We start from the raw sequence: 14,004 nt of genomic DNA on the forward strand, positions 1-14,004 counted from the left end.
GAGCTTCACAATGACCTTCGGATCAAGGCCTGGATGAAACAAAAGTCAAAAACAATTCACCACGCAGCCTCAGAGACACAGAGTAAAAACCACCAGGAATGAATCGGCAATGATTTACCTTGCCCTCATGCCTGAGTGATCCATAGGCGTTTGAGGTTTTATCCGAACGTACCGAGACCCTTGCCACGGAGCTAAATAAGGTTTTGCACGTCGTATCACGGATAATTATTTTGTCGAGTGCAAGAACTCCAGCAAACGCGCATTGAAAAACTCCGGGTTTTCCAGATTGCTTAAATGTGCCGCATCGGGAACCACATGCAGCACGGACCCTTTGATCTGATTCTGCAAATTACGCGCGTCCTCCGGAGTGGTCAGTTTGTCCTTTTCTCCTACCAGAATCAAGGTCGGCACGGCAATGTCTTTCAAAGAGGCGGTGGTGTCAGTACGTGCGGCCATGGCAATCAGGTTACCGGCGATAGCCAACGGGGCATTTTTACTGATAATCTGTTTAATCATACCAACGCCCGGTACATTGTTAGTGATCGACGCCTCACTGAATACTGCAGGTAGAAAGCCTTCGGCAAAAGCGGCAGCACCCTCCTTTTTAACCGATTGAGCAGCGTTAGCGCGCTTGATTCTCGCGGCATTGTCGTCCTCCTCACTGCGGGTATCGCACAGCGCCACAGCAAGAAATCGTTCCGGATTGCGTTGCAAAGCCCGCAAGGCGATATACCCGCCCATGGACAGACCGACAATCACAGCCTGGTCAATCTGCAGAAAATCCAGTAATGCGACCAGATCATCGACATGTCCTTCGAGTGAGTACTGGCCATCGCCGACACAGCTTTCGCCCATGCCACGGAAATCGTAGGCAATGCAGTGAAAATCATCCCCCAATGCCTTGATTTGTTTCTGCCAGATCGCATGACTGAACGGGAATCCGTGTATAAAAACAACGGAGGTTTTCGTCGGATCACCGCTTTCGGTATAAAAAATTTCAGTATCGTTAATTTGTGCTTTCATAAGACCTCCAACGTTATGACAATAAGCATATCAGAAAAACCAAAAATACCACGCAATGCCCTGCTCGATTCGTCAACAATTACTCTTCCCCCTCGCAATAAGCATCAATGGCGTCCATAAACTGCTGACCGTAATGAGCCATTTTATGCTTGCCGACGCCGTTGATTTTCATCATCTCCTCTTCAGTGAGCGGCAGATAGTAGGCCATCTCCACCAGGCTGTTGTCACTGAACACCACAAACGGCGGCACGCCCTGTTCATCGGCAATCTCCTTGCGGCGCTGGCGCAGCACTTCAAACAGATCTTCATTGTAATCGAGATCCATGGCCCGTTTGCGTACCGGCTTTTTGGTCACGGCTTTCAAACGGGGTCGAGCCAGGGTCAATTCCTGTTGACCGGTAAGCACAGTTCGTGACAGTTCTGTGAGCTTGATCACGGAATAATTGGCCACATCCTGATACAGATAGCCTAAGTGAACGAGTTGACGGATCAGTCCTCCCCAGACATCGCTGGACTGATCCGCGCCGATGCCATAGGTGCTCAATTTATCATGACCAAGATCCAGGACACGTTGGCCGCTGGATCCACGCAATACGTCAATAACATGTTTGGCGCCAAAACGTTGTCCAACCCGGTAGACACAGGACAACACTTTCTGGGCATCTTCTGTGGCGTTGTAGCGCTCGGGGGGATTGAGACACAAATCGCAGTTGCCGCAATCGTGATCAAGCGTTTCGCCAAAATAACCAAGTAAGGCGCGCCGTCGGCAGGTTAACGGCTCAGCGTAACTAACCATGGCGTTAAGTTTATGCAGTTCGATCCGCACCTGATCAGGATTGCCGCCCTTCTCGATCAGCCCGCGAGCAATCGCAATATCCCCATAGCCGAACAGCAACAGAGCTTCGGCAGGCAACCCGTCCCGTCCAGCGCGACCGGTTTCCTGATAATAGCTTTCAATATTTTTTGGCAGATCGTAATGGACGACAAAACGCACGTTGGATTTGTCGATGCCCATACCGAAGGCCACCGTGGCGACGACAACCTGAATATCATCACGCAGAAACGCTTCCTGAACTTCATGGCGTTGACGATCCGGCAGACCGGCATGGTAAGCGGCGGCAACAATCCCCCGGTCTACCAACTTGGCGGCAATTTCTTCAACCCGTTTGCGACTCAGGGCATAGACAATACCCGCCTCATTGCGGTGCTGATCGAGAAATTGCTCAAGTTGAACAATCGGTTTTTGTTTATCAACAACGGTATAGCGAATATTGGGCCGGTCAAAACTGCTGATAAATTTCCGGGCATGGTGCAAACGCAGACGTTCGACAATATCCTGACGGGTCTGCATGTCAGCCGTGGCAGTCAAAGCAATCATCGGTGTGTCGGGAAACTGGTCGCGCAACTGTCCCAGCTGGACATATTCAGGGCGAAAATCATGACCCCACTGAGAGACACAATGGGCTTCATCGACGGCAATCAGAGCAATCTTGATATCATGCAGGCGCTCAAGAAAGTCCGGACTAAGCAAGCGTTCGGGAGCAACATAGAGCAGATCGAGCTGCTGGCGATGCAATTGCGACAGAACATCGCGTGCCTCCTGTGCAGCCAGCGACGAGTTGTAGCACGCCGCGCTGACACCGTTGGCATTCAGAGCATCAACCTGATCTTTCATCAGAGAAATCAGGGGGGAAACAACAATGGCAACCCCCTGACGGTGCAACGCCGGAATCTGATAGCACAACGATTTACCACCACCGGTTGGCATAAGGACAAAGCAGTCCTGACCCGCTATCAGGGTTTCAATAATCTGTTGCTGCGGCTCACGAAATTCGCGAAAGCCGAACGTATTTTGCAAGGTTTGTTGAGGTGACACGAAAATTTCGCCTTATCTAGGGGAGGTGCAAAACAGGTCAATATTTGTTACCATATAGGTTATAAACAGCATGGACCACTATTGAACCATAGATGAACGCTGGATACCATGCCCTAATTACATCTGACGTCTAAGGAGTCTGCAATGACCTCCACAGAAATCCAGTTAGCTATTTCCGGTATGTCGTGTGCCAACTGCGCTCAAACGATTGAAAAAGGGCTCAATGCGCTTGACGCTGTTGACAGTGCCCAGGTCAATTTCGCCAGCGAGATCGTAACGATTCATTACGATGGCAAACATCTCAGTGTTGATGATCTGATTGAAAAAATTGAATCGCTGGGATTTCACGCGACACGTGATCTCGAACAAAGTGATCAGAGTGACACACAAAATGAGAAAAAATATTTCATCGTCGGTATTGCCTTCACCCTGCCACTTTTTTTACTCAGTATGTCGCGTGATTTTGGCATTATCGGACCATGGAGTCATGCCCTCTGGGTCAACTGGCTGTTTCTTTTACTGGCAACACCGGTGCAGTTTTACACCGGTTCAGGATTCTACACCGGTGCCTGGCGCAGCCTGCAAAACCGCAGCGCCAACATGGATGTTCTGGTGGTCATGGGCTCCACCATTGCCTATCTCTACTCGCTGGTGGTACTGCTGTTTCCGGCATCCGGAGACCACGTTTACTTTGAAACCTCTGCCGTGATTATCACCCTGATCAAGCTCGGCAAACTGCTTGAAGCACGCACCAAAGGCAAGACCGGTGCCGCCATTCGCAAATTGATGGACCTGCGACCGAAAAAAGCGTTACGACTGACGGACGACAAAGAGCAAGAGGTCGAAATCAGGGACGTTATCCAGGGTGACCGCCTGCGCATCTATCCGGGACAAACTATTCCCGTCGATGGAACGGTGGTCAAGGGCGAAAGTGCTGTAGACGAGTCTATGCTCAGTGGTGAGGCGTTACCGGTCGATAAGCAGATCAATGATCGGGTCACCGCCGGAACCATCAACCAGCATGGTCTGCTGGAGATGGTGGCGGAGAAAGTCGGCAAAGACACAGTGCTGTCTCAAATCATTCAGCTAGTTCAGGAGGCTCAGGGCAGCAAGGCACCGATTCAAGCTTTGGCTGATCGCGTTGCCGCCATTTTCGTGCCCACCGTGCTGCTGATTGCCATAACGGTCTTCATCCTGTGGTGGTCCATCGGTGGTGAATTTGTGCCGGCCATGGTCCGCCTGATCGCCGTGTTGATCATCGCTTGCCCCTGTGCCCTGGGCCTGGCAACCCCCACGGCATTGATGGCTGGCATTGGTAAAGCCAGCGAACAAGGAATCCTGTTCAAAAACGGCACGGCCATTGAAACTGCGGCAACGATTCGCCAGATGATCTTTGACAAAACCGGTACCATCACAGAAGGCAAACCGGCCCTGACCGACATCCTGCCCCTCAACACACAAAGCCAAGAGGAGATTCTCAAACTGGCGGCAAGTATTGAACAGGGCTCTGAGCACCCTTTAGGTCAGGCATTGATTCAAAAAGCGAAACAACAGCAGCTTGAACTGATCGCCGTAAATAACTTTGCCGCCCGTTCCGGCTGGGGCGTTGAAGGGGTCCTTGACAACACCCACTACCAGCTGGGCAAACCAAATTGGTTTAATCAGCGGCTGACAGAGACAATCCGCCAAAAACTGACTGCGTTACAAAAAGAGGGAAAAACAGCCATGATCCTGGCTGACACGACAGAGGTACTTGGCATAGTCGCCCTGTCCGACCCTATTAAAACAGATTCAGCGGCTGCCATTACCCGCCTTAAAGATCAAGGGCTATCGGTTACTATGTTGACCGGTGACCACCACGATACGGCTCAGGCCATTGCCAAGCAAAGCGGCATTGACGACATTGTTGCTGAAGTCCTACCGGTGGATAAAGCCTCGGTCGTCATTGATAAACAACACACAGCTCCGGTTGCCATGGTCGGAGACGGCATCAATGATGCACCCGCCCTGGCCCGTGCTGACATCGGCATGGCCATGGGCAGCGGCACGGATATCGCCATGGAGAGTGCCGACGTTATTCTGGTTTCCGGCAGCCTGTCACGTGCCCCTATCGCCATTGAGATCAGCCGCCAGACTATGGCGACGATCCGCCAGAATCTGTTCTGGGCGTTTATCTACAATGTCGCTCTTATCCCGACGGCAGCCGGTGTGTTTATGCTGTTTCCAGCAGTTCCTGATATCCTGCGTCACTTCCATCCCATGCTGGCAGCCGTGGCCATGTCGTTAAGTAGCGTTACGGTCGTTTCCAACAGCTTGCGTCTTTATCACAAGCGTCTAAAAACCGCCTAACGGTTTATTATTTCTCTCTAAGTTGCGCGGCACTCACACAATCCTTATCTTCGCCAAACATTTTTTTGGCGAAGATAAGGCCAGTGGAATTTCACAACTGAACAGAGAGATAAAACGATGTCATCACTACACCGCCTGGAAAACCCATCGGCAGAACCCGCTTTACAACATACTCTCGACTCGGAGCAGGGCTCTTTTGTCACCTGGCTTGATAACATTATCACTCATCGTCGGTTGACACCCTGGTTTCAACCCATCGTTGATCTGGCCGACGGAAAAATCATCGGCTACGAAGCCCTGGTACGCGGCCCATCCAACTCGCCCCTGCACTCTCCGGCCAACCTGTTCAATGCCGCCATCCATTGTGATCGGCTCACAGAGTTGGAGATGTTGTGCCGTGATGTCAATATTGAGTTCTTTTCCCGCTTGAAACTGCCGGGAAAACTGTTTCTTAATGTCAGCCCTAAAGCCTTGCTGGAACCCAATTTCCCCCATGGGTTCACCCGTCAAACCTTGGCGCACTATGGCATGGATCCACGCAATGTGGTGATTGAACTGACCGAGAATTTCCCAATTCTCGACATCGAAACCATTCGCAGCGCCCTTAACCACTACCGCCAGGAAGGGTTTAAAGTTGCTTTGGACGACCTGGGTTCAGCTTACGCAGGATTGCGGTTATGGTCGGAGCTGAAGCCGGACCTGGTCAAATTCGATAAATATTTCATCCAGTCCATCAATCGTGACAAGCATAAGAAACAACTGATCCAATCGTTGCAGGAAATTGCTAAATGTGTTGACTGCCGAACCATTGCCGAAGGCATTGAAACCCTCGAAGAATATTATGTGGTTCAGGCGTTGGGTGTCACCTATGGGCAAGGATATTATTTCAGTCGCCCCAGTCCCAGTCCCCCCCAGCAGTTACCAAGCAATATCGTTCTCAACCACGAAACCAATCAGCAAAACCACTTTAAATGGCGGACCGAATCTGTTTCGGGACTGATTAAAACCGTCCCGACAACCTGTTCGTCAACCACCCTGAACACAGTTGGTGATCTGTTTGAAAACATGCCGGAACTGTTGGCTCTGCCCGTCGTCGATGAGGGGCAGCCGGTGGGAATGCTGCACCGTCATGAAGTGATGAATATTCTCGCCAGCCGCTATGGCCGTGACTTGCGTGGTAATAACTCCATTCGTGAATTCATGAACATCTCGCCTCTGTGTATTGAAAAAGATGTTCCCATCGAAAAGCTCAGTGAGATCATCACCAAGGATGACAGCAAATATCAGGGCAACTATTTTATCATCACCGACAACGACTCTTACCTCGGCGTTGGCATGGTCACAGATCTTTTGAAACGGATTACCGAATTGCAGATCCGCAATGCCCGCTACGCCAACCCGTTAACACTGTTGCCCGGCAATGTACCGATTAATGAACATCTGGAGCATCTTCTGGAAAACTACCTGCCCTTCACGGCCTGTTATTTTGATCTGGACAACTTCAAACCGTTCAACGATTTGTACGGTTACAGCCGTGGCGACATGGTGATCCGACTACTCGGCACCATTCTCCAGAGCGCTTGCAATCCTCAATGCGACTTTATCGGCCATATTGGCGGCGATGACTTCATGATCATTTTTCGCAGCCAGGACTGGAAGCAGCGCTGCAAGATGATTCTCGCCCGTTTTGAAGAAGAAGTGATCGAGCTGTTTGACGAAGAGGATCGCAAACAAGGCGGTATCACCTCCACTGACCGCACAGGGCAGACAACTTTTTACGCCATCACCTCCGTCTCGATTGGAGCCACCTCTTTTGATGGAGATACCAATCACTGCTGCAGCCAGCATGAAATCGCCTTGCTGGCCTCAGAAGCCAAAAAAATTGCCAAAAAAACGGCTGGCAACACGTTGTTTATCAATCGACGTAAGTGCTCCTGTGGTTCCTGAGTGAAAAGGCAATTCAGCAAGGCGTTAAGAACATCTGTTGCTTATGTCCTCTTTTGTCGGCTATCACAAAAAAACATTTTCAAATAAAAAAGGCTCCCGGAAAACCGGGAGCCTTTTTTTGATCCATCCTGTTACTGCAACGATTAGATGTCGTAGTAGAGGTTGAATTCCTCAGGAACGGGACGCATGCGAACGGGGTTAACCTCGTTCTCAGTTTTGTACTCGATCCATGTGTCGATAACGTCTTGAGTGAAAACGTCACCTTTGAGCAGGAATTCGTGGTCTTCTTTAAGTGCGTCAAGAGCTTCCTCCAGAGAAGAAGCAACACACGGAATGTCTTTGAGTTCTTCAGGAGACAGACCGTAGATGTCTTTGTCCAGAGGCTGACCCGGATCGATTTTGTTCTCGATGCCGTCAAGACCTGCCATCAGCAATGCGGCGAATGCCAGGTAGCCGTTGCAGGAAGGGTCAGGCGTACGGTACTCAACACGCTTAGCAGCGGGAGCGTTGGTTACCGGAATACGCAGGGAAGCGGAACGGTTACGGTTGGAGTAAGCCAGGTTAACCGGAGCTTCAAAACCAGGAACCAGACGCTTATAAGAGTTGGTGCTGGGGTTAGTGAAAGCACACAGAGCTTTGGCGTGCTTCATGATACCACCAATGTAGTACATGGCCATTTTGGACAGGCCGCCGTAGCCGTCGCCGGCAAACTGGTTAACGCCGTCTTTCCAGATCGACTGGTGGCAGTGCATACCGGAACCATTGTCATTGTAGATCGGCTTGGGCATGAAAGTAACAGTTTTACCGTTACGTACAGCAACGTTCTTGATGATGTACTTGAACCATTGCAGGGTGTCAGCCATGTTCATCAGGGAATCGAAACGCATGTCGATTTCGCACTGACCACCGGAAGCAACCTCATGGTGAGAGGCTTCGATACGCATGCCAACGCTTTGCAGCACTTCAACCATCTCGTTGCGCAAGTCAACCATGGAGTCGGTCGGAGCGCAGGGGAAGTAACCTTCTTTATGACGAGGCTTGTAACCGAGGTTGGGGTACTCATCACGGCCAGTGTTCCAGCGACCTTCCATGGAGTCAACAGCATAGAAAGACTGGTTGCAGGTCGATTCGAAACGCACATCATCAAAGATGAAGAACTCAGGCTCAGGACCGAAGTAAGCAGTATCACCAATGCCGGTAGACTTCAGATACGCTTCAGCTTTGCTGGCGATGAAACGGGGGTCACGGGTGTAACCTTCGCGAGTGATCGGATCGATAATGTTACAGATGAGGCTCAGGGTCGGAGCTTCGATGAAGGGGTCGATTTTAGCTGTTTCGGGAACAGGAATCAGCAGCATGTCACTGTTGTGAATCGGCTGCCAGCCACGAATTGAAGAGCCGTCAAAACCAATGCCCTCTTCAAACGTATCCTCGTCAAACTCGGACATCGGCGTACTGAAATGCTGCCAGATACCGACAAAATCGAGGAATTTGTAGTCAACCATTTTCACATTGTTTTCTTTGGCAAACTGCACGACTTCTTTTGGGGTCATCAACTTGTTCTCCTTTACGGTTTAAAAAATACTGAACCTTTCGATTAACAGAACATACGATATCGCTTATAACGCATCATCACCTGTTTCGCCGGTACGGATACGAACAACTTCCTCAACCGGTGTCACAAAAATCTTGCCATCACCAATCCGACCAGTTTTGGCCGCTTCAGCAATCTGATCAATAACTTTGGCAACAATATCATCGGAAACGATAATTTCCATTTTGATTTTGGGGATAAAATCGACAACATATTCAGCGCCGCGGTACAGCTCGGTATGTCCTTTTTGACGACCGAAACCTTTGACTTCACTGACAGTAATCCCCTGAATCCCGATTTCACTCAAAGATTCCTTAACTTCATCAAGCTTGAACGGCTTGATTATGGCTTCCACTTTTTTCATTGACGTCTGTCCTCCGTGTAAAAGTCTCCATCTCATCACAGGATCTGGAGATTTATGAAATCAAACGTGGCGCACTTGCATTTTTAAGCAAATCTCTTGCCACAATCACCCCAAAAAGACCGAACTATTTTTACAGCGCAAAATCAATGCATTACAGCGCACTGAAAACATGTTGTTTTATTTATGTTCAAATGCGCCCAACCAGTGCACATTATTTACTCAACAAAAAACTAACAATGCTGACATTTTAAGCAATTACAGAATGTGCGCAGCCGAGTAAGCAAGCCACATCTGCCATTCTTCTTCAAAGTTCGGTGTCAAAATTCCACGACCAAGAGCACCGTCAATCTCTTGTGGCGTCCAAAAGCGCACTTCATCAATTTCCGTCCGATTAAAACAGATTTTTCCATCATAAACCACAAGATAAGTCATGACATTTTCAGATTCAAAATCATTACGAATTTTCGATGGATACAGCAACTTCAACGATAGCCCATGAATCCCCAATTCCTCATTCATCTCCCGATAAGCTGCCTGAAGATAATTCTCTCCCGGATCAACATGTCCACCAACGCTGGTATCCCATTTTCCCGGCTGGACATCCTTTAGTTCGGAACGCTTTTGCAGCAACAAATCTCCTGAGGAGTTGAACACAAGAACATGGGAAACACGATGAACAAGGTCGGGATTACCATGACATTCGTTTCGTGGTCTCAGGCCGATCACCTGGTCATCGCTATCGACAATCTCAAAAAAATCCACCTGTTCCCCCATGGCACGTGATTTATAAATGAGCAGTTAATACTAACAGAACCGAATCATGAATCAATAAGCATCTTGGCGACGATTCCCCTTGACCATGGTGAAAGATGCACAGTAAAACAAGGGCGGGTCGCCAGAGGCTGATTATTTTTGCAGATAGCCGTCCGGCGATTGAGGTCGCCCACCCAGGGGCACCCTCTTGGCAAGAAGGTCACTATTTTCAACCGAGTATCGGATATTACAGGATTATGCCCGCTTTCTATCGTTCCACTTGGTTTCCGTATGTTCTGCCGTTTTTGCTCTACCTGACTTTAATTCAGGCGGAAGAGTTTCTCCCGCAGTGGCACCATCATCTTTACGGTGCCCGAGTGTTCTTGTGTGCCGGTTTTTTATGGATGTGGCGCAAACACTATGGTCGTGATATTTCGGGCAGGCCCACCACCCGTCAATATCTCTATGCCTTGCTTGCCGGGGCGTTGGCATTTGCCTTATGGCCGTTATCACTTCACTTAGGGTGGATCACGTTGATCCCGGTGCAGAGCAGCTCCTATTCTTTTGCTGTAAGCATCCTGTTGCTGATCATCAAACTGTCAGGTTTTATCGTTGTGTTTCCGATTATGAACGAGTTGTTCTGGCGTTCCTTCATGCTGCGTTATTTCATCTCTGCAGATTTTCGTTCTGTCGATTTAGGACAGTTTCAATTATTTTCATTGCTCGGTGTCACCGTTCTTTCCGGACTGGCGTTCCAATATGGTATTGTTCTTGGAGGTGTTTCTCTGATCATGAGCCTCTTGTTGATTTGGCAGAAAAACCTCGTCAGCTGTATCGTCGCCCACGGTTTCACACAGATCCTTGTCGCCGCTTACGTGATGATGAATCATGCGGCTCTTTTTTAATGGTTAGGGATAAATGTCGATCATGAACCACACCGATTACATAGAAGACCAGCTATATGAACTCGAGCTGTCCCTGTTGAGTCCCGACCCGAATCAGCCTCGCAAACATTTTGACGATAAAGCGCTGCTGGAACTCAAAGAGACCATCTGCCAACATGGCGTCTTGCAACCGGTCCTTTTCACCCTATCGCCCGACGGACAGCTCCAGTTAATCTCCGGAGAAAGGCGCTACCGCGCCTCCAAGCTTGCCGGACTGACACACATACCGGCGATTTTCAAAAAACAGGCCAGTCTTGAAGTTGCTTTGATCGAAAATATCGTCCGGGAAAACCTTTCTCCGATTGAAGAGGCTGAAGCCATTCAACGCCTGATTGATGATAAGATCTGTCGCCAAAAAGACTTGCCGGAAAAGCTTGGCAAAGCCAAATCAACCATCAGCGAAATCCTTTCACTGAACCGCTTGCCCGAAGAGATCAAAAACGACTGTCGCAGTAACAACCTAGTGCCGCGGGGAATTCTGGTTGAGGTGGCAAAAAAACGAAAAAAACACACCATGCTGTCTCTGTATGAAAAATACAAAGCTCGTGGCCTGACTCGCGGCGAAGTGCGCAAAGTCTCCCGGCAACCGCGTAGAACCACCCCTGGCTCATCGTTGCAAAAATCCATTGATCAATTGATGCGCAAAATCGAACTGACTTATGAGCTCGGGTTTAACGATGACGATGAGAAACAACGCATTGAATCTCAGCTCTTTGAGTTGAAAAAGCAGATCGACGCCCGGGTCAAACCCCGCAGCAAAAACGACACGCAGGCCCCTCAACAAACTCTTGAATTCAATTTTTAACGAGGTTTTTCTTCATGAAGTTTCGCCATTTCTCTCAAAGTGTTCTTTTTCTTATCCTTGTCATTGCCGTGCTCAGCGGCTGCACCCACCCCGGTGAAGACGAATTCAACAAGGGAATTGAAGCGCAAAGAAACAATGAATTGGAACTGGCAAAGGAACTGTTCCAGACCGCTTTGAACAAAGACGCCTCGCTGGCGGAAGCTCATATCAATTTAGGGTATGTGTATTTACGGGAGAAAAATTACGATAAGGCCTGGGAGGAAACAGCTGTCGGCCTGGAAAAGATCAAAAAAAGCCGGGAAACCATCGTTATGGGGCAATCCTGGCAGGATCAGGCCGCTCTTGCCTATAACAATCTTGCAAAAATCGTTTTTGAAAAAGCGGTTCAAGCAAAGAAGGCCGGCTTAACGGCAGAGCAGAAGCGCCATCAGGAACACACCGTATCACTGCTCAACCAGGCCCTTGAACTGGTTCCGGATCTGGAGATGACCCAAAAAAACCTCGCCTATGTGCAACGCTGGATAAAGGAACAATAGAATGGAGACACCATCAAAAAAATCATGGGTCTTGGCCGTATATGTCTGTGCCTTGCTGGCTATGACCGTAGCGACACTCTGCTGGTTCAACAAAATCACCTTTGGCGCTCTGTTCATCCTGATCGCGGTGTGGCCGGTTGGTCAATTCTTTCTCAATAAAAAACGCTGATCACGCGTTCTCATCACGACACAGCGTTTTTTTCTCCAGACTGCTGACCCAGCGCACAGACAGCAGAATGCTGCCCAAAAAGGCCCCACCAAAGATCAGCCCCCCCTTTTGAAACAGGTTTGTCACCCCCAGAGTGATGACAAACCCTAAGCAACTCAGGGCAACACACACAATAGCACATCGCATGGTCAATGATTTTGAAGCGGCAGGAAGGTTAGACTGCTGCGTCGCATCAACCGGCGCATCACAAGTCAGGCAGGTTGTCGCTCGACGCGGCAAAGGATTTCCACATTGAGTACAGTGAAGACGGGCCATCGCATCCTCGCACAATTCGGAAGGAAAAAACAAAACGGGAGCCGATTGATATCGGCTCCCGCAAATATTTGGTGGGCGAAACAGGGCTCGAACCTGTGACCCTCGGTGTGTAAGACCGATGCTCTCCCAGCTGAGCTATTCGCCCAAACGTGTCGGTGTTTTTATCAACTTCCCGACAGGCTGTCAACAGTTTAATGCGTCATTGGTGTTTTTGTTTTTTCTGGGTCGTTTTCCACATCGTTTAAAATCGCCACGGTTTTATCCTGTGATAGCCACTTGACTTTACCGGTACCGACATTATAGATCGCTCCAACCACCATTGCCTGACCGCTTTTTACCAAATCACGGGTGGATGGGCTACGCATGAACAACTCACGAATCCCCTGCCACACATTTTCCTCAATGGCAAAACGGATGATATCCCGTGTTGGCGCACCGGGATAGTCATCGAGACTTTTTTGCACCGCGGGTTCAATATTATCCACCAGTGGCGGAATATTACACTCAAGCGAGTGGCCATGCCCTGTCATTGCTGCCGTAACAGCCGTTACCGCACCACATTGAGTGTGGCCGAGAACCACCAGAACCGGGGTGTTAACATGCGACAAACCATATTCGATTGACCCGGCTTCATCAACATCAACCACATTGCCTGCAACACGAATGACAAAAATATCCATAATGCCGGCATCAAAAATCAACTCCACCGGCACCCGCGAATCTGAGCAGGTGATCACCGTGGCATAAGCATGGTCCCCCTGATCTTCACGACCGGCTTGAATAATACGGGCAGAATCCATATGCGGATGCATTGATTCTCCGGTTACAAACCGCTTGTTGCCCTGTTGAAGCATTTTTATGGCCTCATCAGGTGACGGTTTGCCCTTAGCAGCTGTTTGGTGTGCCATGCTATGACCATGAGACGATTCGTCATGATGACTTGTTGCCCAACTCGGCGACACACACACAGCAACCAGCAACAGCGGTAACACCACGTAACGACGTACATCTACCCCAAAATCCATGTTCCCTCCTTGTTTCATAAACATCATTTAAATCATCCCGCAACAAAACGACCTCTCGTTCTAATGCCCCACCGATCGACTCATCCTCTTTGGTTTTCTGGTTTGTGCGCCACAGTGCCGCATAAACCAGAAAAAAAGATCACAAAACGACCGGATAAAAGCCTTCTAGAGGGCACGATGAGCCACACAGCCGGGCACTGTGCAAAGTGAGTTTTCTCCCCCACCAGAAGTCATCAATCACTGCAAAACGGGCCATAGCCCCCAGATAAAACCTTGTGCAACATCGCCTCTGTCGATGAGCAAT

14 protein-coding genes and 1 tRNA gene are annotated in these 14,004 nt (G+C 49.4%); 7 read left to right on the plus strand and 8 right to left on the minus strand.

Annotated features, from left to right (window positions below; translation table 11 throughout):
• Window positions 1-225: 225 nt before the first annotated feature.
• On the minus strand, window positions 226-1,023 hold the full coding sequence (locus DACE_RS10490) for an alpha/beta fold hydrolase (protein ID WP_006001049.1): 798 nt from the start codon (window positions 1,021-1,023) through the stop codon (window positions 226-228).
• Between the two features lie 79 nt (window positions 1,024-1,102).
• The gene (gene recQ, locus DACE_RS10495) at window positions 1,103-2,905 is read right to left on the minus strand and encodes a DNA helicase RecQ (protein WP_040367008.1); all 1,803 of its coding nucleotides are present in this window, start codon (window positions 2,903-2,905) and stop codon (window positions 1,103-1,105) included.
• 138 nt (window positions 2,906-3,043) lie between these two features.
• On the opposite strand from recQ, the gene DACE_RS10500 reads away from it, so the two are divergent.
• Window positions 3,044-5,248, plus strand: coding sequence for a heavy metal translocating P-type ATPase (locus DACE_RS10500; RefSeq protein WP_006001051.1), 2,205 nt, complete (start codon window positions 3,044-3,046; stop codon window positions 5,246-5,248).
• 117 nt (window positions 5,249-5,365) lie between these two features.
• Window positions 5,366-7,195: a GGDEF domain-containing protein gene (locus DACE_RS10505; protein ID WP_006001052.1), complete on the plus strand. Its 1,830-nt coding sequence runs from the start codon at window positions 5,366-5,368 to the stop codon at window positions 7,193-7,195.
• A gap of 143 nt (window positions 7,196-7,338) precedes the next feature.
• Here DACE_RS10505 and glnA read toward each other — a convergent pair whose 3' ends face one another.
• From glnA to DACE_RS10520, 3 genes are all read right to left on the minus strand, one after another.
• Window positions 7,339-8,748: a type I glutamate--ammonia ligase gene (glnA, locus tag DACE_RS10510; RefSeq protein WP_006001053.1), complete on the minus strand. Its 1,410-nt coding sequence runs from the start codon at window positions 8,746-8,748 to the stop codon at window positions 7,339-7,341.
• A 66-nt stretch (window positions 8,749-8,814) separates the two neighbouring features.
• Complete coding sequence (locus tag DACE_RS10515; RefSeq protein WP_006001054.1) at window positions 8,815-9,153, minus strand: P-II family nitrogen regulator; 339 nt, start codon at window positions 9,151-9,153, stop codon at window positions 8,815-8,817.
• A gap of 255 nt (window positions 9,154-9,408) precedes the next feature.
• A complete protein-coding gene (locus tag DACE_RS10520; protein ID WP_238326416.1) occupies window positions 9,409-9,783 on the minus strand; it encodes an NUDIX hydrolase in 375 nt (124 codons plus the stop codon).
• Between the two features lie 30 nt (window positions 9,784-9,813).
• Here DACE_RS10520 and DACE_RS18845 point away from each other — a divergent pair, with 30 nt between their 5' ends.
• From DACE_RS18845 to DACE_RS18180, 5 genes are all read left to right on the plus strand, one after another.
• On the plus strand, window positions 9,814-9,936 hold the full coding sequence (locus tag DACE_RS18845; protein ID WP_272940872.1) for a hypothetical protein: 123 nt from the start codon (window positions 9,814-9,816) through the stop codon (window positions 9,934-9,936).
• 227 nt (window positions 9,937-10,163) lie between these two features.
• Window positions 10,164-10,811 (plus strand): CAAX prenyl protease-related protein, encoded by a 648-nt coding sequence (locus DACE_RS10525; RefSeq protein ID WP_040367010.1) that lies wholly within the window; start codon window positions 10,164-10,166, stop codon window positions 10,809-10,811.
• Window positions 10,812-10,833: 22 nt separating this feature from the next.
• A complete protein-coding gene (locus DACE_RS17390; protein ID WP_006001057.1) occupies window positions 10,834-11,655 on the plus strand; it encodes a ParB/RepB/Spo0J family partition protein in 822 nt (273 codons plus the stop codon).
• A gap of 14 nt (window positions 11,656-11,669) precedes the next feature.
• Complete coding sequence (locus DACE_RS10535; protein WP_006001058.1) at window positions 11,670-12,191, plus strand: tetratricopeptide repeat protein; 522 nt, start codon at window positions 11,670-11,672, stop codon at window positions 12,189-12,191.
• 1 nt (window position 12,192) lies between these two features.
• Window positions 12,193-12,360, plus strand: coding sequence for a hypothetical protein (locus DACE_RS18180; protein WP_155809097.1), 168 nt, complete (start codon window positions 12,193-12,195; stop codon window positions 12,358-12,360).
• Here DACE_RS18180 and DACE_RS17935 read toward each other — a convergent pair whose 3' ends face one another.
• From DACE_RS17935 to DACE_RS10550, 3 genes are all read right to left on the minus strand, one after another.
• A complete protein-coding gene (locus DACE_RS17935; protein ID WP_081449999.1) occupies window positions 12,361-12,675 on the minus strand; it encodes a hypothetical protein in 315 nt (104 codons plus the stop codon). It abuts the gene before it with no gap.
• A gap of 69 nt (window positions 12,676-12,744) precedes the next feature.
• Window positions 12,745-12,820 (minus strand) — tRNA-Val (locus DACE_RS10545).
• Window positions 12,821-12,866: 46 nt separating this feature from the next.
• Window positions 12,867-13,700 (minus strand): carbonic anhydrase, encoded by an 834-nt coding sequence (locus DACE_RS10550; protein ID WP_040367022.1) that lies wholly within the window; start codon window positions 13,698-13,700, stop codon window positions 12,867-12,869.
• Between the last annotated feature and the right edge of the window lie 304 nt (window positions 13,701-14,004).

The sequence above is a fragment of the Desulfuromonas acetoxidans DSM 684 genome, assembly GCF_000167355.1.
Taxonomy (GTDB): Bacteria; Desulfobacterota; Desulfuromonadia; order Desulfuromonadales; family Desulfuromonadaceae; genus Desulfuromonas; species Desulfuromonas acetoxidans.